General features: G+C 54.8%; 21 protein-coding genes. 13 read left to right on the forward strand and 8 right to left on the reverse strand.

What is annotated here, in order from left to right; genetic code table 11:
* Positions 1-17 precede the first annotated feature (17 nt).
* On the forward strand, positions 18-1,193 hold the full coding sequence (gene nhaA, locus PGR29_RS19805) for a Na+/H+ antiporter NhaA (RefSeq protein ID WP_087858182.1): 1,176 nt from the start codon (positions 18-20) through the stop codon (positions 1,191-1,193).
* Between the two features lie 50 nt (positions 1,194-1,243).
* Positions 1,244-2,143, forward strand: coding sequence for a transcriptional activator NhaR (gene nhaR, locus PGR29_RS19810; protein WP_045395806.1), 900 nt, complete (start codon positions 1,244-1,246; stop codon positions 2,141-2,143).
* A gap of 72 nt (positions 2,144-2,215) precedes the next feature.
* Here the strand turns inward: nhaR and rpsT are convergent, their stop codons facing one another.
* A complete protein-coding gene (gene rpsT, locus PGR29_RS19815) occupies positions 2,216-2,479 on the reverse strand; it encodes a 30S ribosomal protein S20 (protein WP_001518655.1) in 264 nt (87 codons plus the stop codon).
* A 330-nt stretch (positions 2,480-2,809) separates the two neighbouring features.
* Here rpsT and ribF point away from each other — a divergent pair, with 330 nt between their 5' ends.
* The 6 genes from ribF (at position 2,810) to rihC (ending at position 9,615) form a co-directional block, all read left to right on the forward strand.
* Positions 2,810-3,748 (forward strand): bifunctional riboflavin kinase/FAD synthetase, encoded by a 939-nt coding sequence (ribF, locus tag PGR29_RS19820; protein WP_087858180.1) that lies wholly within the window; start codon positions 2,810-2,812, stop codon positions 3,746-3,748.
* A 45-nt stretch (positions 3,749-3,793) separates the two neighbouring features.
* Positions 3,794-6,610: an isoleucine--tRNA ligase gene (ileS, locus tag PGR29_RS19825; RefSeq protein ID WP_087858179.1), complete on the forward strand. Its 2,817-nt coding sequence runs from the start codon at positions 3,794-3,796 to the stop codon at positions 6,608-6,610.
* On the forward strand, positions 6,610-7,107 hold the full coding sequence (lspA, locus tag PGR29_RS19830) for a signal peptidase II (RefSeq protein ID WP_087858178.1): 498 nt from the start codon (positions 6,610-6,612) through the stop codon (positions 7,105-7,107). The genes ileS and lspA overlap by 1 nt, the downstream gene beginning before the upstream one ends.
* 124 nt (positions 7,108-7,231) lie before the next feature.
* Positions 7,232-7,681: an FKBP-type peptidyl-prolyl cis-trans isomerase gene (gene fkpB, locus PGR29_RS19835; RefSeq protein ID WP_047043962.1), complete on the forward strand. Its 450-nt coding sequence runs from the start codon at positions 7,232-7,234 to the stop codon at positions 7,679-7,681.
* 1 nt (position 7,682) lies between these two features.
* Entirely contained in the window at positions 7,683-8,633 is a 951-nt protein-coding gene (gene ispH, locus PGR29_RS19840; protein WP_015368325.1) for a 4-hydroxy-3-methylbut-2-enyl diphosphate reductase, read from the forward strand.
* Between the two features lie 67 nt (positions 8,634-8,700).
* On the forward strand, positions 8,701-9,615 hold the full coding sequence (gene rihC / locus PGR29_RS19845; RefSeq protein WP_316425171.1) for a ribonucleoside hydrolase RihC: 915 nt from the start codon (positions 8,701-8,703) through the stop codon (positions 9,613-9,615).
* A gap of 3 nt (positions 9,616-9,618) precedes the next feature.
* Here rihC and PGR29_RS19850 read toward each other — a convergent pair whose 3' ends face one another.
* The gene (locus PGR29_RS19850; protein ID WP_087858176.1) at positions 9,619-10,557 is read right to left on the reverse strand and encodes a LysR family transcriptional regulator; all 939 of its coding nucleotides are present in this window, start codon (positions 10,555-10,557) and stop codon (positions 9,619-9,621) included.
* Positions 10,558-10,829: 272 nt separating this feature from the next.
* Between PGR29_RS19850 and PGR29_RS19855 the strand changes: the two genes are divergently transcribed.
* From PGR29_RS19855 to PGR29_RS19870, 4 genes are all read left to right on the forward strand, one after another.
* Positions 10,830-11,885: a 4-oxalomesaconate tautomerase gene (locus tag PGR29_RS19855; RefSeq protein ID WP_087858175.1), complete on the forward strand. Its 1,056-nt coding sequence runs from the start codon at positions 10,830-10,832 to the stop codon at positions 11,883-11,885.
* Positions 11,886-11,929: 44 nt separating this feature from the next.
* Entirely contained in the window at positions 11,930-13,363 is a 1,434-nt protein-coding gene (locus PGR29_RS19860) for an anion permease (RefSeq protein ID WP_113374572.1), read from the forward strand.
* Between the two features lie 83 nt (positions 13,364-13,446).
* Positions 13,447-14,709, forward strand: coding sequence for an SLC13 family permease (locus tag PGR29_RS19865; protein ID WP_087858173.1), 1,263 nt, complete (start codon positions 13,447-13,449; stop codon positions 14,707-14,709).
* 54 nt (positions 14,710-14,763) lie between these two features.
* On the forward strand, positions 14,764-17,049 hold the full coding sequence (locus PGR29_RS19870; protein WP_087858172.1) for a hydratase: 2,286 nt from the start codon (positions 14,764-14,766) through the stop codon (positions 17,047-17,049).
* Between the two features lie 47 nt (positions 17,050-17,096).
* On the opposite strand, the gene PGR29_RS19875 is transcribed toward PGR29_RS19870, so the two are convergent.
* The gene (locus tag PGR29_RS19875) at positions 17,097-18,029 is read right to left on the reverse strand and encodes a LysR family transcriptional regulator (RefSeq protein ID WP_316425173.1); all 933 of its coding nucleotides are present in this window, start codon (positions 18,027-18,029) and stop codon (positions 17,097-17,099) included.
* Between the two features lie 92 nt (positions 18,030-18,121).
* Between PGR29_RS19875 and PGR29_RS19880 the strand changes: the two genes are divergently transcribed.
* Positions 18,122-18,751 (forward strand): alanyl-tRNA editing protein, encoded by a 630-nt coding sequence (locus PGR29_RS19880; RefSeq protein ID WP_316425174.1) that lies wholly within the window; start codon positions 18,122-18,124, stop codon positions 18,749-18,751.
* Positions 18,752-18,756: 5 nt separating this feature from the next.
* Here the strand turns inward: PGR29_RS19880 and citB are convergent, their stop codons facing one another.
* The 5 genes from citB to PGR29_RS19905 all read right to left on the reverse strand — a co-directional run bounded on the left by citB (position 18,757) and on the right by PGR29_RS19905 (position 24,764).
* On the reverse strand, positions 18,757-19,461 hold the full coding sequence (gene citB, locus PGR29_RS19885) for a citrate response regulator transcription factor CitB (RefSeq protein WP_087858169.1): 705 nt from the start codon (positions 19,459-19,461) through the stop codon (positions 18,757-18,759).
* The gene (gene citA, locus PGR29_RS19890) at positions 19,454-21,082 is read right to left on the reverse strand and encodes a citrate sensor histidine kinase CitA (protein WP_087858279.1); all 1,629 of its coding nucleotides are present in this window, start codon (positions 21,080-21,082) and stop codon (positions 19,454-19,456) included. The genes citB and citA overlap by 8 nt, the downstream gene beginning before the upstream one ends.
* 340 nt (positions 21,083-21,422) lie before the next feature.
* Positions 21,423-22,724 carry an oxaloacetate decarboxylase subunit beta gene (locus PGR29_RS19895; RefSeq protein WP_087859668.1) on the reverse strand — a complete coding sequence of 434 codons (1,302 nt, stop codon included), beginning with the start codon at positions 22,722-22,724 and terminating at the stop codon, positions 21,423-21,425.
* Between the two features lie 15 nt (positions 22,725-22,739).
* A complete protein-coding gene (gene oadA / locus PGR29_RS19900; RefSeq protein ID WP_316425175.1) occupies positions 22,740-24,500 on the reverse strand; it encodes a sodium-extruding oxaloacetate decarboxylase subunit alpha in 1,761 nt (586 codons plus the stop codon).
* A gap of 15 nt (positions 24,501-24,515) precedes the next feature.
* Positions 24,516-24,764, reverse strand: a complete 249-nt coding sequence (locus PGR29_RS19905; protein WP_316425176.1) for an oxaloacetate decarboxylase subunit gamma — start codon at positions 24,762-24,764, stop codon at positions 24,516-24,518.
* Positions 24,765-24,773 lie beyond the last annotated feature (9 nt).

The following is a 24,773-nucleotide window of genomic DNA, read 5'->3' on the forward strand; positions in this document are numbered from 1 at the left end:
ACAAGGTGAGAGTAAAAGTGAAACATCTGCAACGATTTTTCAGTAGCGATGCTTCCGGGGGCATTATCTTAATCTGCGCCGCCGCGCTGGCGATGATTATGGCCAATAGCGGCGTCACCAGCGGTCTGTATCATGCCTTTTTGGAGACGCCGGTACAGCTGCGCGTTGGCGCGCTGGAAATTAACAAAAACATGCTGTTGTGGATCAACGATGCGCTAATGGCGGTGTTTTTCCTGTTAATTGGCCTGGAAGTGAAGCGTGAGATGATCCAGGGGGCGCTTGCCAGCCGCCGTCAGGCGGTGTTCCCGGTGGTCGCCGCGATTGGCGGCATGGTGGTGCCGGCGCTTATCTATTTAGCTTTCAATGCCCAGGATCCCGTTGCGCGGGAAGGGTGGGCGATCCCGGCGGCGACTGATATCGCCTTTGCGCTTGGCGTTTTGGCGCTATTAGGCAACCGTGTACCAACAGCGCTGAAAATTTTCCTGATGGCGCTGGCTATCATTGATGACCTCGGGGCGATCGTGATTATCGCGCTCTTTTATACCAACGATCTGTCGGTGCTATCGCTGGCGGTCGCCGCTGGCGCGATTGTGGTACTGGCGGCGCTCAATCTCAGCGGCGTACGGCGCACCGGTATCTATATCCTGGTTGGCGCGGTGCTATGGACGGCGGTACTGAAATCCGGCGTACATGCGACCCTGGCGGGGGTTATCGTCGGTTTTATGATTCCTTTGAAGGAGCAGAATGGCAAATCGCCGGCGAAACAGCTTGAGCATGTGCTGCATCCGTGGGTCGCGTTTCTTATCCTACCGCTGTTTGCTTTTGCCAATGCCGGGGTTTCGCTGCAGGGCGTTACCTTCGCGGGGCTGACCTCGCTGCTGCCGCTTGGGATCATTGCCGGACTGTTTATCGGTAAGCCGCTCGGAATTAGCCTGTTCTGCTGGCTGGCGCTGAAGTTTAAGTGGGCCTCGTTGCCGCCGGGAACCCGCTTCCCGCAGATTATGGCGGTCGGCGTACTGTGCGGAATCGGCTTCACCATGTCGATTTTCATCGCCACGCTCGCTTTTAGCAGCGTGGATCCCGGATTGATCAACTGGGCTAAGCTGGGCATTCTGATAGGGTCTATCCTGTCTGCCGTCATCGGCTACATGATTCTGCGTAAGCGCGTAACGGATCTTACTCACAGCGTGTAACTTCATCGGGAGGGCCTGTGGGCCCTTCCGGACATATCAGGGAGGGATGTATGTCACACATCAATTACAACCATCTGTACTATTTCTGGCACGTCTACCGTGAGGGCTCGGTCGTCGGCGCCGCCGAGGCGCTCTATTTGACGCCGCAGACGATCACCGGGCAGATAAAAGCGCTGGAAGAGCGCTTACAGGGGAAGCTCTTTAAACGCAAAGGACGCGGCCTGGAACCCAGCGAGCTGGGAGAGTTGGTGTTTCGCTACGCGGATCGCATGTTCACCCTGAGCCAGGAGATGCTCGATATCGTCAACTACCGCAAAGAGTCGAACCTGCTATTTGATGTCGGCGTCGCCGACGCGCTTTCCAAGCGATTAGTGAGCGGCGTTCTGGATGCGGCGGTAGTGGAAGATGAGCAAATTCACCTGCGCTGCTTTGAATCCACCCACGAGATGCTGCTGGAGCAACTGAGCCAGCATAAGCTGGATATGATTATCTCGGATTGCCCGATTGACTCGACCCAGCAAGAGGGGCTGTTTTCGGTGAAAATCGGCGAGTGCGGGGTGAGCTTCTGGTGTATGAATCCGCCGCCGGAAAAAGCGTTTCCCGCCTGTCTTGAGGAGCGTCGCCTGCTCATTCCCGGTCGCCGTTCAATGCTCGGGCGCAAGCTGCTGAACTGGTTTAATTCGCAGGGGCTGCAGGTGGAAATTCTCGGCGAGTTCGACGATGCGGCGCTTATGAAAGCCTTCGGCGCGGCGCATAATGCCATTTTTGTGGCGCCAACCCTCTATGCTCACGATTTCTATGCCGATGAGTCGATTGTCGAAATTGGCCGCATGGAGAACGTCATGGAGGAGTATCACGCTATTTTTGCCGAGCGAATGATTCAGCATCCAGCGGTACAGCGTATCTGCAATCGCGATTATTCATCGCTGTTTGCGCAACCGCAAAGTTAAGTATCGGCAAACAACAGACATAAAAAAACCCGCTTTCGCGGGTTTCTTTAACAAAGTTCAGCAAGCGGGCGATTAAGCCAGTTTGTTGATCTGTGCAGTCAGGTTTGCTTTATGACGCGCAGCTTTGTTTTTGTGGATCAGACCTTTAGCAGCCTGACGGTCCACGATTGGTTGCATTTCGTTAAATGCTTTCAGTGCAGCAGCTTTGTCGCCAGCTTCGATAGCTGCGTATACTTTCTTGATGAAAGTACGCATCATAGAGCGACGGCTTGCGTTGTGCTTGCGAGCCTTTTCAGACTGAACGGCGCGCTTCTTAGCTGATTTGATATTAGCCAAGGTCCAACTCCCAAATGTGTTCTATATGGACAATTCAAAGGCCGAGGAATATGCCCGTTTAGCCTTCTTTTGTCAATGGATTTGTGCAAATAAGCGCCGTTTAAGATAACGAGGCTTCATTACGTAGTGATGGCGCAAGATTCTACCAGCTTGTTGTAGTCGAATACAGTCTTTCCACCATAAAAATCGACGGCCGCGTATAGTTTTTCCTGCATTCTTACGCTGAGTGAATGAATTAGCAGGATCTTTCGTAATCGAGGTGCAATCGCTGGTTAACGTCGCCTGTTGTACAAGGTATACTCGGACGATTTTCACTGTTTTGAGCCAGACATGAAGCTGATACGCGGCATACATAATCTCAGTCAGGCCCCGCACGGGTGCGTGCTGACCATTGGAAATTTCGACGGCGTGCATCGCGGGCATCAGGCGCTGCTGCAGCGCCTGCGCGCAGAGGGCCGCCGGCTCGGTCTGCCGGTTGTGGTGATGATTTTTGAGCCGCAGCCGCTGGAGCTGTTTGCCGCCGATAAAGCGCCGGCGCGGATCACGCGTCTGCGTGAAAAACTGGGCTATCTGGCGGAAAGCGGCGTCGACTACGTGCTGTGTGTTCGTTTTGACCGGCGTTTCGCAGCGCTGACGGCGCAAGATTTTATTAGCGAGCTGCTGGTGCGCCAGCTGGGCGTACAGTTCCTTGCCGTGGGTGATGATTTCCGCTTTGGCGCTGGTCGTCAGGGGGATTTCTTGTTATTACAGAAGGCCGGGGCGGAGTACGGTTTTGACGTCACCAGCACCCAAACCTTCTGCGAAGGCGGCGTACGTATCAGCAGCACCGCGGTGCGTCAGGCGCTGGCGGACGATGACCTCGCGCAGGCGGAAAACCTGCTGGGGCATCCGTTTACCATTTCTGGCCGCGTCGTGCACGGCGATGAGCTGGGGCGCACCATAGGTTTCCCGACGGCGAACTTACCGCTGCGTCGTCAGGTTTCCCCGGTTAAAGGGGTCTTTGCGGTAGAAGTGGCAGGGCTCGGCGATAAGCCATTACCCGGCGTCGCCAACATTGGCACGCGTCCAACGGTCTCCGGCGTGCGACAGCAGCTGGAAGTTCACCTCCTGGACGTTGTAATGGACCTCTACGGTCGCCATATAGATGTAATACTGCGTAAAAAAATACGTAACGAGCAGCGTTTTGCGTCGCTGGATGAGCTAAAAGCGCAAATCGCACGAGATGAGTTAACGGCCCGCGAGTTCTTTGGGCTCACCAGGCAGGGATAATCCTACTGGTATTTATCAAACCGAAATAACGGAACCGAGAATCTGATGAGTGACTATAAATCCACCCTGAATTTGCCGGAAACAGGGTTCCCGATGCGTGGCGATCTCGCCAAACGCGAACCGGGAATGCTGGCGCGTTGGACCGATGATGACCTGTACGGCATCATCCGTGCGGCGAAAAAAGGCAAAAAAACCTTCATTCTGCATGATGGCCCTCCTTATGCGAATGGCAGCATTCATATTGGTCACTCGGTTAACAAGATTCTGAAAGACATTATCGTTAAGTCCAAAGGACTGACGGGCTTTGACTCGCCGTACGTTCCGGGTTGGGACTGCCACGGTTTGCCGATCGAACTGAAAGTCGAGCAACAATACGGTAAGCCGGGTGAGAAATTCACCGCTGCAGAATTCCGCGCCAAGTGCCGTGAATATGCCGCCGAGCAGATCGACGGCCAGCGTAAAGACTTTATCCGCCTGGGCGTACTGGGCGACTGGTCACGTCCGTACCTGACCATGGACTTCAAAACTGAAGCCAATATCATCCGCGCGCTGGGTAAAATCATCGGCAACGGTCACCTGCATAAAGGCGCTAAGCCGGTGCACTGGTGCGTGGACTGCCGTTCCGCGCTGGCGGAAGCGGAAGTTGAGTATTATGACAAAACGTCTCCGTCTATCGATGTGGCGTTCCACGCGGTAGATAAAGCCGCGGTACTGGCCAAATTCGGCGTAGCCGACGTCACTGGCCCGGTTTCGCTGGTTATCTGGACCACGACGCCGTGGACCCTGCCGGCTAACCGCGCCATCTCTCTGTCGCCTGAGTTCGACTATGCGCTGGTGCAGGTTGACGGCCAGGCGCTGATCCTGGCGAAAGACCTGGTGGAAAGCGTGATGCAGCGCATTGGCGTGGCGGATTACACCATCCTGGCGGCGGTGCAGGGTTCCGAGCTTGAACTGATGCGCTTTAAGCATCCGTTCCTCGATTTTGACGTGCCGGCTATCCTTGGCGACCACGTGACGCTGGACGCGGGTACCGGTGCGGTGCATACCGCCGGCGGCCACGGTCCGGACGACTACACGATCAGCCAGAAATACGGTCTGGAAATCGCCAACCCGGTTGGCCCGGACGGCTCTTACCTGCCAGGTACTTATCCGTCTCTGGACGGTATTAACGTCTTCAAAGCCAACGACATCATCGTTGAGATGCTGCGCGATAGCGGCGCGCTGCTGCACGTGGAAAAAATGCAGCACAGCTATCCGTGCTGCTGGCGCCACAAATCGCCGATCATCTTCCGCGCTACTCCGCAGTGGTTCGTCAGCATGGATCAGAAAGGCCTGCGTGCCCAGTCTCTGAAAGAGATCAAAGGCGTGCAGTGGATCCCGGACTGGGGCCAGGCGCGTATCGAATCGATGGTGGCCAACCGTCCTGACTGGTGTATCTCCCGTCAGCGTACCTGGGGCGTGCCGATGTCGCTGTTCGTGCATAAAGAAACCCACGAGCTGCACCCGCGTACCCTCGAACTGATGGAAGAAGTGGCGAAACGCGTTGAAGTCGACGGCATCCAGGCGTGGTGGGATCTCGATTCCCGCGACATCCTTGGCGATGACGCTGACAGCTACGAAAAAGTGCCGGATACCCTCGACGTGTGGTTTGACTCCGGGTCTACCCACTCTTCTGTGGTTGATGTGCGTCCGGAATTCGCCGGTCACGCCGCGGATATGTATCTGGAAGGCTCCGATCAGCATCGCGGCTGGTTCATGTCTTCACTGATGATCTCCACGGCGATGAAAGGCAAAGCGCCATATCGTCAGGTACTGACCCACGGCTTCACCGTCGACGGCCAGGGCCGCAAAATGTCCAAGTCTATCGGTAACACCGTTAGCCCGCAGGACGTGATGAACAAACTGGGCGCCGATATTCTGCGCCTGTGGGTGGCTTCCACCGACTATACCGGCGAAATGGCGGTCTCCGATGAGATCCTCAAACGCGCCGCGGACAGCTATCGTCGTATCCGTAATACCGCGCGCTTCCTGCTGGCGAACCTTAACGGTTTCGATCCGGCAAAAGATATGGTTAAACCGGAAGAGATGGTCGTTCTGGACCGCTGGGCGGTCGGCTGCGCGCAGGCGGCTCAGGAAGATATTCTCAAAGCCTACGAATCCTACGACTTCCACGAAGTGGTGCAGCGCCTGATGCGCTTCTGCTCCATCGAAATGGGCTCGTTCTATCTCGACATCATCAAAGACCGCCAGTACACCGCGAAAGCGGACAGCGTGGCGCGTCGCAGCTGCCAGACCGCGCTGTTCCATATCGTGGAAGCGCTGGTGCGCTGGATGGCGCCGATCATGTCCTTCACCGCGGACGAAATCTGGGGCTATCTGCCGGGCGAGCGTGAAAAATACGTCTTCACCGGCGAGTGGTATGAAGGCCTGTTCGGCCTGGCCGACGACGAAGCGATGAACGACGGTTTCTGGGATGAACTGCTGAAAGTGCGCGGCGAAGTCAACAAGGTGATTGAGCAGGCGCGTGCGGATAAGAAAGTCGGCGGTTCTCTGGAAGCGGCGGTTACGCTGTATGCCGATGCTGACCTGGCGGCCAAGCTCAACGCGCTGGGCGAAGAATTACGATTTGTCCTGTTGACCTCCGGCGCTAACGTTGCCGATTATGCACAGGCGCCGGCTGATGCCTGGCAGAGCGATCTGCTGAAAGGGCTGAAAGTAGTCCTGAGCAAAGCCGAGGGCGAGAAGTGCCCACGCTGCTGGCATTACACCAGCGATGTCGGCAAGGTAGCGGAACACGCGGAAATCTGCGGTCGCTGTGTCAGTAACGTCGCCGGTGACGGCGAGCAACGTAAATTCGCCTGATGAGTAAATCGATCTGTTCAACGGGGCTACGCTGGCTGTGGGTCGTCGTAGCCGTGCTGATTATCGATCTGGGCAGCAAATTCCTGATCCTCCAGAACTTCGCTCTGGGGGAGACGGTTTCGCTGTTCCCGTCGCTTAATCTGCATTATGCGCGCAACTACGGCGCGGCCTTTAGCTTCCTCGCCGACAGCGGCGGCTGGCAGCGCTGGTTCTTCGCCGGGATTGCCGTCGGCATCTGCGTGGTGCTGGCGGTGCTGATGTACCGTTCGAAGGCGACGCAAAAGCTGAACAATATTGCCTACGCGCTGATTATTGGCGGCGCGCTGGGTAACCTGTTCGATCGTCTGTGGCACGGCTTTGTCGTCGATATGATCGACTTCTACGTCGGCGACTGGCATTTCGCCACCTTCAACCTAGCCGATAGCGCTATCTGCATCGGCGCGGCGCTGATCGTGCTGGAAGGCTTCTTGCCATCCAGCGATAAAAAAGCATCATAAAAAATTGCCGGATAAGACGCTAAAGCGTCTTATCCGGCCTACAGTATACATCGGCCTTTGTAGGCCCGGTAAGCGCAGCGCCACCGGGCAAACAAGCGGCGGTAATGTAAAAGAGCAAACCTGCATGTCTAACTCTGTACAGAGCAACAGCGCGGTGCTGGTGCACTTCACGCTGAAACTGGATGACGGCTCCACCGCCGAATCCACGCGCGGTAACGGTAAACCGGCGCTGTTTCGTCTTGGCGATGCCTCGCTTTCCGAAGGGCTGGAGCAGCATCTGCTGGGGCTGAAAGCCGGCGATAAAACCACGTTCTCGCTGGAACCTGATGCCGCGTTCGGGGTACCGACGCCGGACCTGATCCAGTATTTCTCTCGCCGCGAGTTTATCGACGCCGGCGAGCCGGAAATTGGCGCAATTATGCTCTTTACCGCAATGGATGGCAGCGAAATGCCCGGCGTGATCCGCGAAGTGAACGGCGATTCCATCACCGTAGACTTCAACCATCCGCTGGCCGGGCGCACCGTTCATTTTGATATTGAAGTGCTGGAAGTCGATCCGGCGCTGGAGGGGTAAGATGCAGATCCTGTTGGCTAACCCGCGCGGTTTTTGCGCCGGCGTTGACCGCGCTATCAGCATTGTAGAAAACGCGCTGACGTTGTACGGCGCGCCAATCTACGTTCGTCACGAAGTCGTCCATAACCGCTACGTCGTCGATAGCCTGCGCCAGCGTGGGGCGATTTTTATCGAACAGATTAGCGAAGTGCCGGACGGCGCGATCCTGATTTTCTCCGCCCACGGCGTTTCGCAGGCGGTACGCAACGAAGCGAAGAGTCGTGACCTGACGGTTTTCGACGCCACCTGTCCGCTGGTGACCAAAGTCCATATGGAAGTCGCCCGCGCCAGCCGCCGCGGCGAAGAGTCGATTCTGATTGGCCACGCCGGGCACCCGGAAGTTGAAGGCACCATGGGCCAGTACAATAACCCGGAAGGGGGTATGTACCTGGTGGAGTCGCCGGAAGACGTGCTGACGCTGGAAGTGAAAAACGATGCCCGACTGTCGTTCATGACCCAGACCACGCTCTCGGTCGATGATACTTCTGACGTTATCGACGCGCTGCGCGAGCGCTTCCCGAAAATCGTCGGCCCGCGTAAAGACGATATCTGCTACGCCACCACCAACCGTCAGGAAGCCGTACGCGCGCTGGCGGAGCAGGCTGACGTGGTGCTGGTGGTCGGTTCGAAAAACTCCTCTAACTCCAATCGCCTGGCTGAACTGGCGCAGCGGATGGGGAAAGCGGCCTATCTCATCGACGATGCCACCGATATCCAGGAACAATGGGTTAAGTCTGCGGCCTGCGTTGGCGTAACGGCGGGCGCGTCGGCCCCGGATATCCTGGTGCAGAACGTGATTGCCCGCCTGCAGGAGCTGGGCGGCGGCGAAGCGGTGCCGTTGGAAGGCCGTGAAGAGAATATCGTTTTCGAAGTGCCGAAAGAGCTGCGTGTGGATGTCCGTGAAGTAGAGTAAGTTCTTTCCCCCAGCAGTATGAGAAGATGCCAGACTTAACGTCTGGCATTTTTTTTGGGAGAAAACCATGCGCTTACCGATTATTCTCGACACCGATCCGGGTATTGACGACGCGGCGGCGATTGCTGCCGCGCTCTTCTCGCCGCAGCTGGATCTGCAACTAATGACGACGGTCGCGGGCAATGTCTCGGTAGAGAAGACGACCCGCAACGCGCTGCAGTTACTGCATTTCTGGAATGCAGATGTCCCGCTGGCGCAAGGGGCATCGATGCCGCTGGTGCGTCCGCTGCGCGATGCCGCCTCGGTGCATGGCGAATCCGGCATGGAGGGCTATGATTTCGTCGAACATAACCGCCAGCCGCTGGCTAAACCGGCTTTTCAGGCGATTCGCGATGCGCTGATGCACGCAGCGGAACCCGTGACCCTGGTGGCCATTGGCCCGCTAACCAATATTGCCCTACTGATTACGCAGTATCCTGAGTGCCTGTTTAATATTCGTCGACTGGTGCTGATGGGCGGCTCGGCCGGGCGCGGTAACTTCACCCCCAACGCCGAGTTCAATATCGCCATCGATCCGGAAGCTGCCGCGAAAGTCTTCCAGAGTGGGTTGGACATTGTGATGTGCGGGCTGGATGTCACCAATAAGGCGATGCTGAGCGCGGACTATCTGGCAACCCTACCGACGCTCAATCAAACCGGTAAAATGCTTCATGCGCTATTTAGCCACTATCGCAGCGGCAGCATGAGTAGCGGCCTGAGAATGCACGATCTCTGCGCTATCGCGTGGTTGGTTCGCCCGGATCTATTTACGCTCAAACCCTGCTTTGTGGCGGTGGAGACGCAGGGGAGCTGGACGGCTGGCACCACCGTGGTGGATATTGAAGGACGTCTGGGACAGCCGGCCAACGCGCAGGTAGCGCTGGATTTAGATGTCGCGGGTTTTCAACATTGGGCGGCGGAAGTTTTCGCTCTCGCGCCGTGACCGTTATAGCTGCTGGTGTGAATCGACCACATTGCACCATAACTCGCTCGCTTCATCCGTCCACATGAGTAGCAATAATGAAGCGAAGCGTTCAGCCGCAGCGGAAAGCGGGCGGTTTTTAACGCGAATCATGCCAAGCGTGCGTCTGATGACCGGTTCAACCAGCGGCACGCTGACGACTGCGCTGTTGGCGTGATGCGGCATGGCCAGGCAGGGCAGAGCCGATATGCCAAGCCCCGCCTCGACCAGCCCCAGAGAGGTGGATAAATGTCTGACTTCGTAAAACCAATCCAATTTCCATGGTTTATCCTGAAGGCAACTTTCAATAAGTTGCCGATTACCGCTTGAGCGTCTGACGCCAATTAATCTCTGCGAGACGAGCTCGCGCCATTCCACTAATTTTTTACCGGCCAGCGGATGATCCTGTCGGCAAGCCAGGACGAAGGGTTCGTTGACCAGCGGGCTAAATTCGATATCGGGATGTGTGATGAAGTTCATATTTATTCCAAAATCGACTTCGCCTTTTCTCACCGAAGCCATGCAATTTTCTATACCTTGTTCATAAATTCGAACTTTGATGTGCGGGTAGCGCTGATTAAATTGAACGATGGCGCGAGGTAAAAAATAAAATACCGCCGTCGGGATACAAGAAAGCGTTACCGTATCATGCACATTAGAAGTCAGGTTGCTGAGATTAAAAATGGCGGCATCGAGGCTGGCAATCAGTGACTTTGCCTTGGGAAGGAGTATTTGTCCTGCCTGGGTGAGCATGATTTTTCGGGTGGTTCGCTCGAACAGGGGGGTATTAAGGTTACTTTCTATTTTCTGTATTTTTCGAGTTAGTGCGGGTTGCGTCAGGTTAAGCACTTCAGCGGCTTTGCTAAACGACCCCAGTTCGGCAACAGTGACGAAGGCTTTCATTCCGGATAGTTCATTATTCATTGTTACTCCGTAATCTGAAATAAATATATTAATATGCAGAATGACCTTGTTAATTATTATTGTGCCGATAGCTATTATTAATGCTTTGTAGGTATAAGTCTTATTTTTATATTTTATCAATCACTATCCGCCTTGCAAGTAGAATCAGATGATAAACGGTTGTGCGAGCAAATGAATAATAAAGTAAATAAAAAACTTTAAATGCATTAAGTGCATTAAATTCACGCCCCGTTTATTTGTTCTTTTTCTAATATATTTGTAAGGAGGGTGTTATGAAACAAATTCCGTGTGTTCTCATGCGGGGAGGAACATCAAAAGGGGCTTTCCTTTTAGCGGATGATCTACCTGAAGATATTCAAAAACGCGATGAAGCGTTATTAACCATCATGGGTTCTGGTCATGAACTGGAAATTGATGGTATTGGCGGCGGTAGCCCGCAAACCAGTAAAGTGGCGATTGTCAGTCGCTCGGCCAGCCCACAAGCTGACATTGACTATTTATTTGTGCAGGTCATTGTCAATGAACGACGGGTTGATACCACGCCGAATTGCGGCAATATGCTGTGCGCGGTAGGTGGATTTGCTATCGAAAAAGGGCTTATCGCGGCGAATTCCCCGGTAACACGGGTGCGTATCCGAAACGTCAATACCAACACCTTTGTCGATGCTGACATTCAAACGCCGGACGGCCAGGTCGTTTATGACGGGGATACCCATATTGACGGTGTTCCCGGGCATGCTGCCCCTGTTGCGCTGACGTTTTTAAACGCCGCCGGGGCGAAATCTGGCCAGCTTTTTCCAACCGGCAACCGGGTTGATTTTTTTGATGATATTCGCGTCACGTGTATCGATATGGCGATGCCAATGGTCATTATTCCAGCGCATAGCTTGGGTAAAACCGGATATGAATCGGCCGCTGAATTAGATAAGGACAGCGCATTTTTCCAGCGCCTTGAGTCTATACGTCAACAAGCCGGCGCGGCAATGGGGTTTGGCGATGTATCCAACATGGTTATCCCTAAACCAGTACTGGTTGCTCCACCGCAACACGGCGGGACAATGAGCGTGCGTTATTTCATGCCCCACAGCTGCCATAAGTCGCTAGCGATTACGGGCGCTATCGGCCTGGCGAGTTCGTGTGTTATTGCCGACACCGTGGTTAACGAGCTTACGCGAATGTCGGGTGAAGGGTTAATTAACGTTGAACACCCAAGCGGCAGAATTGAGGTGAACTTAAGTAACGCTAACGGAAATCCTGAAAATATTCGCGCATCGGTTATTCGTACCGCGCGTAAGATTCTTTCTGGCATGGTTTATCTCCCTGAATAATTTTATTACTGCTCTTATATTATTCATTCAGGTAAGGGATCAAAATGGATAAAAAAACAGTATGCAAGCTATTAGTGCTTGTAGCCATCCCATTGCTTATTAGTTTATTCCCGGCCCCGGCTGGGCTGACTAAACTGGCATGGGTGCTATCAGGAATTTATCTGGCAGCAATCGTCGGTTTGGTGATTAAACCCTTTTCAGAACCAGTAATATTGTTAGTGGCGGTTGCCACATCAATGGTCGTTATTGGTAATTTAGGTGATGGCGTAATAAAATCATCGAGCGTATTAAGTGGCTATGCGTCGGGGACGACCTGGCTGGTTTTCTCAGCGTTTACCTTAAGTGCCGCCTTTGTTATTACTGGTTTAGGTAAACGAATTGCTTATATTCTTATCGGCAAGATAGGGAGTACCACGCTCGGCTTAGGTTATGTTACCGCCTTTCTTGATCTCATCCTTTCCCCCGCGACACCGTCGAATACGGCTCGCGCCGGTGGTATCGTCTTACCTATCATCAATAGCGTGGCCGTCGCGTTAGGCTCGGAACCGGAGCATACGGCAAAACGCGTTGGTCATTATTTGATGATTAACGTCTATATGGTCACCAAAACGACCAGTTATATGTTCTTTACCGCCATGGCTGGGAACATACTGGCGCTCAAAATGATTGAAGATATTTGTCACATCAAACTGAGCTGGGGCGGATGGGCATTAGCCGGAATATTACCTGGCATTATTATGCTATTACTGACACCGCTCATTACCTATAAATTATATCCACCTGAATTAAAAAAAGTTGATAATAAAGCGATTGCAAAGGAAGGTCTTGAGTCTTTAGGACCGATGACCTTGCGCGAAAAGATGCTCTCCTGCCTGTTTGTCATGGCATTGGCAGGTTGGGTGTTTAGTAAATCGCTTGGCGTCAACGAATCAACGGTAGCGATTTGCGTCATGGCGTTGATGCTGGTGTTAAAAATCGTCAGCTGGGATGATGTTATAAAAAATAAAGGGGGCTGGAATACCCTTATTTGGTACGGCGGTATCATTGGTTTAAGTTCTTTGCTTTCTAAAGTTGGTTTTTTCTTGTGGTTGGCCGGGTTACTGAAGGATAACATTTCATTTGGCAGTCATAGCACGCTGGCTTTCGTTGTCATCGTCGCACTGAGTATACTGGTTCGTTATTTCTTTGCCTCGGGTAGCGCCTATATTGTGGCGATGGTTCCGGTCTTTGCCATGCTGGCGAATGTTTCCGGCGCGCCGGTTATGTTAACTGCGTTAGCTCTGCTGTTTAGTAATTCCTATGGCGGCATGGTCACCCATTATGGTGGCGCGGCTGGCCCGGTTATATTTGGGGTTGGTTATAATGATATTAAATCCTGGTGGATTGTTGGCGGCATATTAGCACTGTTGACTTTTATCCTACATATCACCGTAGGAGTCTGGTGGTGGGAATTATTAATGTACTGGAAAGTTATTTAACTATAACTTGAAATTTATAAAACGCTGCATCACCTGCTTAGACTAATTATTGAACCCACACACTGAAGAGGTGTTATATATTTATGTCACCAGTAGCAATTACATTGTCACTGTTGTTATTTTCAATTGTGATGTTTGTTTGGGAAAAAATTCCTTTAGCCGCTACGGCTATGATCGTCTGTATTACTTTAGTCGTAACAGGCGTTTTTGATGTAAAAACGGCTTTCGCGGGGTTTATTAACCAGAACGTCATTTTGTTTGTCGCCATGTTTGTGGTCGGCGGCGCCTTATTTGAAACTGGCGTCACGGACAAAATTGGCGGAATAGTGACCCGCTACGCCCGCTCGGAGCGGCAACTTATCGTTATTATTATGTTGGTGTGCGGGGCCCTCTCCGGCTTTTTGTCGAATACGGGAACGGCTGCGGTACTGATTCCTGTAGTCATCGGCGCCGCTATTAAGTCGGGCTATGCGCAATCTCGTTTGCTAATGCCATTAGCGTTCGCTTCGGCGCTGGGCGGAAACTTATCGCTTATTGGTTCACCGGGTAATCTGATCGCCCAGTCGGCGCTGGAACAAGTTGGGCAACGCTTCGGTTTTTTCGAGTATGCCAAACTGGGCATCCCCATGCTGCTTTGCGGAATCATCTACTTTTTGACCATCGGTTATAAACTGCTGCCAGCGCAATCTGTCAATCTCAAAGACAAAGCTGAAAAAAGTAGCAAAAATGATTGTCCTAAATATAAGCAGGTGATTGCTGTTTTAGTGCTGGTATTTACCGTACTGGGGATGATTTTTGAGAATGTTATTGGCTTGCCGATTGCGATTATCGGTTCAATTGGCGCGTTATTTTTGGTTATTACGCGAGTGATCACAGAAAAACAGGCCTACCAGTCAATTGACTCCCAGACGATTTTTCTTTTTGGCGGCACATTAGCTTTAGCAAAAGCGCTCGAAACCACCGGCGCGGGTGCAATCATGGCCCGCTCAATTATCGATCTGCTTGGTCAACAGGCTTCACCGTTCTTATTATTAAGTGCCGTTTTAATAATTTCCTGCATATTAACCAATTTTATGTCGAATACCGCAACGGCGGCTTTACTTATTCCCATTGGCTTGTCTATTGCACATTCAATGGGCGCTGACCCGCGAGCGGTGCTGATGGCTATAGTTATTGGCTGTTCATGTGCTTATGCGACTCCGGTTGGGACGCCGGCGAATATGATGATTTTTTCCGCCGGGGGATATCGGTTTATGGATTATGTCAGGGTCGGATTACCGCTGATTATTATATCTGTGGTGGTGAGCTTTATTTTACTGCCGATATTTTTTCCTTTTTATTCGTAACGATACGGATAAAAGCATCGCCTAATTATTTAATCTATCTTAAGGACACACGTCATGATCAAATTACACGATCGTGGGATATATTTATCCCATCAGCATGGGATTATCCCAGAACAGGAATGCGCCACTCCTGTTGCCAAAGAGATTGCGCGGAAGGGAACCATCGCCTGGTCAATATTGTCATCGCATAATACTTCTGGCGATGAACGGAAATTAAAAATTAAATATGATTCCATGACCTCCCATGATATCACCTTCGTGGGCATCATCCAGACGGCCAAGGCCTCTGGAATGACGCGCTTTCCCTTGCCGTATGTTTTAACCAATTGCCACAATTCACTTTGTGCAGTGGGCGGAACCATTAACAGCGACGATCATATTTTTGGTCTTACATCAGCACAGAAATATGGCGGAATTTATGTACCGCCGCATATTTCGGTTATTCACCAGTACATGCGGGAGATGATGGCCGGCGGCGGCCAAATGATACTGGGCTCGGATAGCCATACGCGTTATGGCGCGCTGGGGACGATGGCCGTCGGTGAAGGGGGCGGTGAGCTAGTTAAACAACTATTGGGAAGCACCTGGGATATTGATTACCCCGAAGTTGTCGCCGTTTATCTAACCGGTAAACCTGCCGCTGGCGTTGGTCCTCAGGATATTGCGCTGGCATTAATTGGCGCGGTATTCAAAAACGGTTTTGTGAAGAACAAAGTGATGGAATTCGTTGGTCCCGGCGTGGCCAGTATGTCGACCGACTACAGAAACAGTATTGACGTCATGACTACTGAGACCACCTGTCTGACTTCTATCTGGCAGACCGATGAAGAGACGCGGCATTTTTTACGGCTTCATGGTAGAGAGAAAGATTATCGTGCGCTGTCAGCACAAGAGATGGCTTACTACGATGGCTGCATCGAGATCGATTTAAGCACCATCAAGCCGATGATCGCGCTACCGTTTCACCCAGCCAATGTCTATGAAATTGATACGCTTAATCAGAATTTGCCGGACATTTTACGTGAAGTTGAAATTGAATCTGAGAAAATATCGCTGGGGCGCGCGAAGCTGTCTCTGTTGGACAAAATAGAGAATGGCAAATTACGCGTTCAGCAGGGAATCATTGCGGGTTGCGCCGGGGGGAACTATGTCAACGTGGCGCAGGCGGCTAATGCCCTGCGGCATCATTCCTGTGGCGACAATATTTTCTCGCTTTCAGTTTACCCTTCCTCGCAACCGGTGCTGATGGCGTTAACGAAACAGGGAATGATCAATGATTTAATGAGCGCGGGCGCCATTATTCGTACCGCATTCTGCGGCCCTTGCTTTGGCGCCGGCGATACCCCGATGCATAACGGCTTGAGCATCCGCCATACGACGCGTAACTTTCCCAACCGTGAGGGTTCCAAGCCAGGAAATGGGCAAATGTCGGCGGTGGCATTGATGGATGCGCGTTCAATTGCCGCGACGGCCGCTAACGGGGGATTGTTAACCTCGGCGGCGGAGCTCGATTGTTGGCACGAAGCGCCGGAATATGAATTTGATGTTTCCCCCTATAAAAACCGGGTATACCAGGGGTTCGTTAAAGGCGCTACACAGCAGCCGCTAATCTATGGACCGAATATAAAAGACTGGCCGGAAATGAATGCTTTAACGGATAACATTCTGTTAGCCGTTACTTCAAAAATAATGGATCCGGTGACCACTACCGACGAACTGATACCATCAGGTGAAACATCATCGTTTCGTTCAAACCCGTTAGGCCTGGCCGAATTTACGCTCTCTCGCCGCGATCCGCAGTATGTGGAGCGGGCTAAAAAAATTGCCGCTATGGAGCAACAACGCGTTAAGGGTGAAGATCTTTGCCGTTTAAATCCACAGCTGGAAAATATATTTTCCCAGATACGGCTGCTGCCGGGTCAGGAAAATATTACCGCGGCACAGACTGAGATAGGTAGCATGATCTATGCGGTTAAACCCGGTGATGGTTCGGCGCGAGAGCAGGCCGCCAGCTGCCAGCGCGTGCTTGGCGGGCTGGCAAATATTTGCCAGGAGTTCGCGACCAAGCGTTATCGTTCTAATGTAATTAACTGGGGAATGCTGCCGCTGCAGATGAAAGAGGCGCCTGATTTTGAGGTCGGTGATTTTATCTATATCCCGGCAATAAAATCTGCGTTAGCGGGCGATCTGAGCGATATTACCGCATTTATCCTTAGCGCTAAAAAACCTATTCAGCGGATTAGCCTCTATATGGAGAAATTAACCAGCGCAGAGCAAGATATTATTAAGGCCGGGAGTCTTATTAATTATAATAAAGATCAACCAGCAGGTAGCCTTTAATTAATTTTTACTCATCTCTTGCTGGCAGTTTGAATGCTGTCAGCATTTTACCTGGTTGTTGGCAATGTGCTGCCTGCGTTCAACGCCGGCACCGTCTCGCTAAGAAAATCAATCATTGCCCGCATTCTGGCGGGCATATGCTTATGGCCTGCCCATAACAGCCACAGATTGCCGGAGTAGCTGCTGATAAACTCCCACTCCGCCAGCACCTGCACGATTTCACCCTTTGCCAGCGCTTCGCGGGCGGTAAACAGCGGCAGGCTTCCGATACCCAGATGCTGTTTAACCGCATCAAGACGCACGGCAGTGTGGTTAGCGGCGTAGCGTCCATGCGTCTGCACCGTTTCGTTTTTGCCTTCGCGACGAAATTTCCACCGCGCGTCGGCGGGCGTTTCGCCAAGGCTGATACAGCTATGCGTACGCAGATCCTGCGGAGTCCGCGGCATTCCGTGGCGCTGTAAGTACTCCCTGGTGGCGCAGATGACATGAACAATCGGCATCAACGGTTTGCCATGTAGTCCAGGGGAAGGGGTATGGGTAATACGCAGCGCGAGATCGATGCCGTCATCAATAAAGTCGAGGTCGCGATCTTCTAAGCGTAAACAGACGTCAACCTGCGGATAACGGTTGAAAAAGTCGATCATTAGCGGATGGATGACAAAGCGCCCGACGGCTTTCGGTACGCTCAGCGTGAGTTTACCTTGCGCCACCGTCTGGGTACTTCCGGCGCAGTCCATAGCCTGGCGCGCCGCTTCCAGCATTTCCAGCGCATGTTCATACACCGCTTTCCCGGCATCGCTCAGCCGCAGCTTGCGGGTGGTTCGGTGCAACAGCTTGCAGCGCATCTCCTGTTCCAGCCGCGAGACGCTGCGACTGACGGCGGATGGCGTAATCCCGCTCTGACGGGCGACGGCGGAAAAGCTGCCTTGTTCGACAATCTGTACGAAGAGGGCGAGGTCGGGGAGAAGGTTTAGATTCATTTGTGCCCTCAAGGCAAAAGTGCATTGGTTGTGGAGGCCATTATCGCGGCCAATATTATCAATATACTGTGCTGACAGAGAGGAGAACAATCATGACTGAACGTGTTTATTACGCCAGCGACGCCACCGAAGGGCGCGCGCAGATTATCAGCTGCAGTGCTGAAGCCGATGGTGGTTATGCCATTGAACTGGACCGCACGTTGTTCCATCCGCAGGGCGGCGGCCAGCCCTCCGATCGCGGCTGGATCGATGAGCAGCCCGTAATGGCGGTCACGACGCGCGGCGATAGCGTGTTGCATATCGTTGCCCAGCCGCTGCCGCTTGGCGAGGTGGGGATGAGCATTGATGCGCCTGTGCGACAGTTACATGCCCGTCTGCACTCCGCCGGTCATTTGCTGGGGTTGGCCGGCGAGCAGTTCGGCTGGCGGCCGGTGAAGGCGCATCACTGGCCGGGAGAGGGGAGGATTACGTTTGCTGCCGACGCCGGCGCCGCGTTACCGGAAGCCAGCGCCCTGCTGGCGCAGGTGAAAGCGTGGCAGATGCAAGATTTACCGCGCCAGGTCATCTTTGACAACGGTTTGCGCAGCGTGGGATTCGGCGAACTACCGGCTTATCCCTGTGGCGGTACCCATGTTGCCAGTCTGGCGATGCTGGGGAATATCGTCATCAGCCAGTTGAAAATGAAAAAAGGGCAGATGATCGTCAGCTATACCCTCGAATAAGCATTTCAGGCGTGCTCAGGGTAGGGATGTTTGCCGCGATAAATGCGCTCCGGCCTACCGACTTTGCCATAACTGATCTCTGCTTCCAGAAAATCGTTTTTAACGCCTTGTTCCAGATAGCGGCGGGCGGTGGTTTTACTGCTGCCGAGGATGCGGGCCAGAGAGTCGGCGGTATGCACCACTTCCGGGTCTGAGAATAGCTGAAGCACGCGGTGAAAGGTGCTTTCATCGATCCCGCGCAGCGGCGCGTCAGCAGGCTCAGTGTGCTCGCGAGCCTGGATATTAAACAGGGCGTCGACGTGGGTCTGGCTGGCCTGTTCACTCGAACGCAAGGAACTGCGGTAGCGGGCGAAACGCTCGAGCGTATGCTGTAAACGTTGATAGTGCACGGGCTTAATCAGGTAATCGAATACCCCCAGACGTAGGGCCTCGCTGATGGTCTCCATATGATTATCGGCGGTAATAAAAATGATTCGTCCTTTGTAGTTCGTGCTGACAGCGTGGCGAATCAGATCCAACCCCTTGCCGTCAGGGAGAAAGTTATCCAGCAGGATCAGCTGCGGCTGGTAGAGACGCATCAGTTTTTTCGCGCTTTCCAGTTTATCCGCGATGCCGATAACGTTGAACTGGGGGAACTGTTTGATGGTATCGACCAGGATTTCCGCCAGCATAGGTTCGTCTTCAACGATTAGAGTAGTAATGCTATCCATGATGTTCATCTCGGGTCAGGGGGATATAAAGGGTAAAGATGGTGCCAAAGGGAATGTTATTTTCGACGACGATAGTGCCGCCTGCTTGTTCTACGTAACTGCGCACCAGCCAGAGCCCAATACCGTGCTCGGCGCTGGCGCTACTGGTGACGCCGCGCTCGAAGATGCGGTCGCGTAGCGTCTCGTCAATGCCGCATCCCTGATCGGCGATCTCGACGATCAGTTCATGGCCGTCGCTATTTATTAAACACTCGATCTGCTTCGATCCCAGCGGCTGGCGTAACGAGGCATTGTAGGCGTTGTCGAGAAGATTCCCCACGATCGAGATCCATTCGCTGGGAGAAAGCGCGGTGGGAAGGATATCGACGAAACAGGCGGGATCGAATACCAGTTCAAGACCGAGCTCCTTGGCCCGATAATATTTACCGATCAGTAGCCCGGCAAGGTGGTTATCCTGGAAATTACGCGCAATAAAATCGAGCACCTTCTGGTGGCTTTCGGACTGTTGCTGAATCAGATCCAGCGCGTGATCGTAGCGTTTGAGAAACAGCAGCCCGGCGATGGTTGAGATCAGATTACGATGTTCATGCTGCACGGCGCGCAGGTTATCGGCGTACTGCTGTACCTGGCTCAGCTGCAGACTGAGGGTGTTGATGTCATCTTTGCTGCGAAAACTAATCACCCACCCCTGAGGCGCATTATTTAAGATCACCGCCATTCGGCTGGCGATCACTTTGATCTGATTAAAGGTGACAATGGCGTCTTTTTTGTTTTCATGCGGGGCATCGTAGAAGAAGGTCTCTTGCGCAATGACGCTACTGATCTTTTTACCGATCAGTACGGGCTCCGGCTGGCTCAGATTAAGCAGACGACGGGCGGTCTGATTAATAGCGGTTATCTTATAATTTGAGTCGATGGCGATGAGTCCTTCAAACACCGATTCAAACAGCACGCTCTGCTGGATGAGCAACTGCGATAGCTGCTGGGGCTCCATATTGAGCATCTGCTTTTTGATATGCAGCGAGAAGCGCCGAGCGCAGTACAGCAGCAATAGCAGGATAATCGCCATCGGGATCAGTAGCGAGCTTATCTGCAGGCTGAGCCAGTTTTCTAACTGTTCAATGGTATAACCGACCGACACGATGCCGATGACTTTGCCGGTGGCGTCCTGCACCGGCGATTTACCCCGTAATGATGAACCTAGCGAACCTTTGCGTACCGAGACATAGCTTTTGGCGTTATACAACGCCTCATCGCTATCGCCGCCTTCCATCGATTTACCGATTTCGTCAGGATTCACATGATAGAGGCGCTGCCCGTTGGCGTCGCCGACGGTGATATAGGTAGCGTCAGAGAAGGAACGCATGGGGTCGATAAGCTCTTTAATTCTGGCGAGATCGCGTTTCTGTACCGCTTCCACCAGCTCCGGCATCGCCGAAATCTGCATCGCCTGAATTAATGCCCGCTGCCCGACCTGGTAATGAAGACGTTCCTCGGTTATGTCTGTCAGATACCAGGACATACCCAGCATGACGACAGTAGAGGTAAATAAGATCAGCAGGAAGATACGATTCTGAAAGGATCGCCTTGCAAACCAGTGGGTTATTTTTCGGGTGTACATAGGGCCGATAGACATTAAATGGCTAGTTTCCTCGTTTGGCGGTCGGTGTACCTGCAGTTGGCGCACAGAACCAAAAATTTCAGAAAAACGCCCGATCAAAAACATTGAGTCGGGCGTTGGTTTGGTAGCCCGGATAAGGCGCCAGCCGCCATCCGGGAACCTCTCCCCGGTGGCGCTGGCTTACCGGGGCTACAAACCGGAGCGGACCGGCAGCCCGGATAAGGCGCCAGCCGCTATCCGGGAACCTCTCCCCGGTGGCGCTGCGCTTACCGGGGCTACAAACCGGAGCGGACTGGTAGCCCGGATAAGGCGCAAGCCGCCATCCGGGAAGGATGCCGGCTTACATCGCCAGCACGTACTTGAGCATCACCCCGGCGGCGATCGCCGAGCCGATCACCCCGGCCACGTTCGGGCCCATCGCGTGCATCAGCAGGAAGTTCTGCCCGTCCGCTTCCAGACCCACCTTGTTGGACACCCTCGCCGCCATCGGCACCGCCGACACCCCGGCGGAACCGATCAGCGGGTTGATCTTGTGTTTACTGAACACATTCATCAGCTTCGCCATGATCACCCCGGCCGCGGTGCCCACGCAGAAGGCGATCACCCCCAGCAGCAGGATCCCCAGCGTCTGCGGCTGCAGGAACTTGTCCGCCACCAGTTTGGCCCCCACCGACAGCCCGAGGAAGATGGTGACGATGTTGATCAGCGCGTTCTGCACCGTATCGCTCAGCCGGTCCACCACGCCGCTTTCGCGCATCAGGTTGCCGAAGCAGAACATCCCCAGCAGCGGCGCGGCGTCCGGCAGCAGCAGCGCCACCAGCAGCAACAGCACCGCCGGGAAGAGGATCTTCTCGCGTTTGCTCACCGTACGCAGCTGCACCATGCGGATCTTCCGCTCTTTGTCGCTGGTCAGCGCCTTCATGATCGGCGGCTGGATCAGCGGCACCAGCGCCATGTAGGAGTAGGCGGCCACCGCGATGGCCCCCAGTAGCTCCGGCGCCAGCTTGCTCGACAGGTAGATGGCCGTCGGGCCGTCGGCGCCGCCGATGATGCCGATGGCCGCCGCCTGCGGCAGGGTGAAGTGGATGAAGCCGAAGTAGTTCAGCGCCAGCGCCCCGAGCACGGTGGCGAAGATCCCGAACTGCGCCGCCGCCCCCAGCAGCAGGGTGCGCGGGTTGGCCAGCAGCGGGCCGAAATCGGTCATCGCCCCGACGCCCATAAAGATCACCAGCGGCGCGATACCCGAGCCAATCGCCACCTTATAGAAGATGGCCAGCACCCCGGAGGAGTAGCCCATGTCCACCGCCAGCGTCTCCATCTGCCCCTGCACCGACGGCAGGGCCAGGGCCAGCGCCTCCTTGATGGCGTGGACATCCGGCGCGCAGTTGAGCTTCGCGGCAATCACCGCCAGCTGGACCGGGTCGTGATGGGCCAGCAGGTTTTCCAGCGCGCTCAGCGCCAGCCCGGCCTCCGGAATATTGGAGAGCAGGCCGCCGAAGCCAATCGGCAGCAGCAGTAACGGCTCGAACTTTTTCGCAATCGCCAGCCACAGCAGCAGCAGGCTGACCAGCAGCATCACCGCCTGGCCGGCCCCCAGGTGCATCAGCCCCATGCCCTGAATCAGGGCGTTCAGACTTTCCATTTGCGCTCCTCGTCCTTACGCCAGCTGCAGCAGGGTGTCGCCGACCGCCACCGCATCGCCGGATTTCACCGCGATACCGCGTACGGTACCGGCCTGCGCGGCGCGGATTTCGGTTTCCATCTTCATGGCTTCCAGAATCAGCAGCACCTCGCCTGCCGCCACCGCCTGGCCTTCGCTGGCCAGCACCTTCCAGATAGTGCCCGCCAGCGGCGCGGTCACCGGGGTGCCGGCGCCTGCCGGGGCCGGGGCGGCAGCGGCTACCGGCGCAGCGGCGCTGAGCTGGCTGACGTCGCCGCCGTCGCTGACTTTGACCACGAAGGCTTTGCCTTCCACTTCGACGGTGTAGACGCCGGAGGCGGCGGCTTTTGCCGGCGCGGCAGATTTTGCTTCTTCCACCTGCGGCACGGGCTCAAAGGCCGCCGGGTTGTGGCGGTTTTCGAGGAACTTCAGGCCGACCTGCGGGAACAGCGCCACGGTGAGCACGTCGTCGATGGCGTTATCGGCAAGCGTGATGCCCTTCTCCTGCGCCTGGTGTTTCACGTCGGCTTCCAGCTCCGCCAGCTCCGGCTTGAGTAAATCCGCCGGGCGGCAGGTGACGGCGTCGGCGCCGTTGAGCACCCGCGCCTGCAGGGCGGCGTTAACCGGCGCCGGGGTGTGGCCGTATTCGCCTTTCAGGATACCGGCGGTCTCCTTCGCAATGGTTTTGTAGCGCTCGCCGCCCAGCACGTTGAGCACCGCCTGGGTGCCGACAATCTGCGAGGTCGGGGTGACCAGCGGGATGAAGCCGAGGTCCTCGCGCACGCGGGGAATTTCCGCCAGCACCTGGTCCAGCTTATCGGCGGCGTTCTGCTGCTTCAGCTGGCTTTCGAGGTTGGTGAGCATCCCGCCCGGCACCTGGGCGACGAGGATGCGGCTGTCGGTGCCTTTCAGCTGGCCTTCGAAGGCGTGGTATTTTTTGCGTACCTCGCGGAAGTACGCGGCGATGCTCTCCAGCTTGTGGATATCGAGGCCGGTGTCGTACGGCGTGCCGGCGAGGGTGGCCACCAGCGCTTCGGTAGCCGGGTGGCCGTAGGTGGCGCTCATCGAGGAGATGGCGGTATCAACGCCGTCGACGCCGGCTTCAATGGCCTTCAGCAGCGCCATTTCCGCCATGCCGGTGGTGGCGTGGCAGTGCAGGTGCAGGGTGACGTCATAGCGTTTTTTGATTTCGCTGACCAGCTCAAAGGCGGCATGCGGGGTGAGGATGCCGGACATGTCCTTGATGGCGATGGAGTCGACGCCGGTCTCCAGCAGCTGTTCGATGAGGTCGAGCCAGGTCTGCAGGGTGTGCGCCGGGCTGGTGGTGTAGCTGAGGGTGCCCTGGGCGTGGGCGCCGTGGCGGCGGACCGCCTGCAGGGCGGCCTGCATGTTGCGCGGGTCGTTCATGGCATCAAAGACGCGGAACACGTCCATGCCGTTTTTGACGGCGCGCTCCACGAAGCGCTCCACCACGTCGTCGGCGTAGTGGCGGTAGCCGAGCAGGTTCTGGCCGCGCAGCAGCATCTGCAGCGGGGTTTTCGGCATCGCTTTTTTCAGCTCGCGCAGGCGGACCCACGGGTCCTCGCCGAGGAAGCGGATGCAGGCGTCAAAGGTGGCGCCGCCCCAGCATTCCAGCGAGCGGTAGCCGACGTCGTCGAGCGCGGCCGCAACGGGCAACATGTCGTCGAGACGCAGACGGGTGGCGAACAGGGACTGGTGGGCGTCGCGCAGGACGACATCGGTAATGGCAACGGTCATGAATTCCTCCGTGAATTAAGGATTAAGGCGGCGATGGTGGTGAATGGCGGCGACAATCGCCGGCTTTAAACGGGCGAAGTCGTCAGCGGGCGCGACGGCCGCCGGCGCCGGTTTGGGCGCGGCAGGTGGCTCAGGGAACAGACGGGTAACGGCGAGAGACATTCCCCGGATGGCGAAAATGAGCAGCAGCAGGAACAGCAGCACGAAGCCCATGCCAAGAAACATCAGGGTGAAGCCTTCGCCTAACAGCGCAGCATCAGTCATACAAAGTCT

The sequence above is a fragment of the Klebsiella sp. 141203 genome (assembly GCF_032601985.1).
GTDB lineage: Bacteria > Pseudomonadota > Gammaproteobacteria > Enterobacterales > Enterobacteriaceae > Klebsiella > Klebsiella aerogenes.

Excerpts from the sequence above, each read along its gene's own strand:
- ispH (WP_015368325.1), top strand. The coding sequence starts at position 7,683 with ATGCAGATCCTGTTGGCTAACCCGCGCGGTTTTTGCGCCGGCGTTGAC.
- fkpB (WP_047043962.1), top strand. The coding sequence starts at position 7,232 with ATGTCTAACTCTGTACAGAGCAACAGCGCGGTGCTGGTGCACTTCACG.
- PGR29_RS19855 (WP_087858175.1), top strand. The coding sequence starts at position 10,830 with ATGAAACAAATTCCGTGTGTTCTCATGCGGGGAGGAACATCAAAAGGG.
- PGR29_RS19865 (WP_087858173.1), top strand. The coding sequence starts at position 13,447 with ATGTCACCAGTAGCAATTACATTGTCACTGTTGTTATTTTCAATTGTG.
- PGR29_RS19875 (WP_316425173.1), bottom strand. The coding sequence starts at position 18,029 with ATGAATCTAAACCTTCTCCCCGACCTCGCCCTCTTCGTACAGATTGTC.
- citA (WP_087858279.1), bottom strand. The coding sequence starts at position 21,082 with ATGTACACCCGAAAAATAACCCACTGGTTTGCAAGGCGATCCTTTCAG.
- PGR29_RS19850 (WP_087858176.1), bottom strand. The coding sequence starts at position 10,557 with ATGAATAATGAACTATCCGGAATGAAAGCCTTCGTCACTGTTGCCGAA.
- oadA (WP_316425175.1), bottom strand. The coding sequence starts at position 24,500 with ATGACCGTTGCCATTACCGATGTCGTCCTGCGCGACGCCCACCAGTCC.
- PGR29_RS19880 (WP_316425174.1), top strand. The coding sequence starts at position 18,122 with ATGACTGAACGTGTTTATTACGCCAGCGACGCCACCGAAGGGCGCGCG.
- ileS (WP_087858179.1), top strand. The coding sequence starts at position 3,794 with ATGAGTGACTATAAATCCACCCTGAATTTGCCGGAAACAGGGTTCCCG.
- PGR29_RS19905 (WP_316425176.1), bottom strand. The coding sequence starts at position 24,764 with ATGACTGATGCTGCGCTGTTAGGCGAAGGCTTCACCCTGATGTTTCTT.
- PGR29_RS19860 (WP_113374572.1), top strand. The coding sequence starts at position 11,930 with ATGGATAAAAAAACAGTATGCAAGCTATTAGTGCTTGTAGCCATCCCA.
- rihC (WP_316425171.1), top strand. The coding sequence starts at position 8,701 with ATGCGCTTACCGATTATTCTCGACACCGATCCGGGTATTGACGACGCG.
- PGR29_RS19870 (WP_087858172.1), top strand. The coding sequence starts at position 14,764 with ATGATCAAATTACACGATCGTGGGATATATTTATCCCATCAGCATGGG.
- lspA (WP_087858178.1), top strand. The coding sequence starts at position 6,610 with ATGAGTAAATCGATCTGTTCAACGGGGCTACGCTGGCTGTGGGTCGTC.
- PGR29_RS19895 (WP_087859668.1), bottom strand. The coding sequence starts at position 22,724 with ATGGAAAGTCTGAACGCCCTGATTCAGGGCATGGGGCTGATGCACCTG.
- nhaR (WP_045395806.1), top strand. The coding sequence starts at position 1,244 with ATGTCACACATCAATTACAACCATCTGTACTATTTCTGGCACGTCTAC.
- citB (WP_087858169.1), bottom strand. The coding sequence starts at position 19,461 with ATGGATAGCATTACTACTCTAATCGTTGAAGACGAACCTATGCTGGCG.
- ribF (WP_087858180.1), top strand. The coding sequence starts at position 2,810 with ATGAAGCTGATACGCGGCATACATAATCTCAGTCAGGCCCCGCACGGG.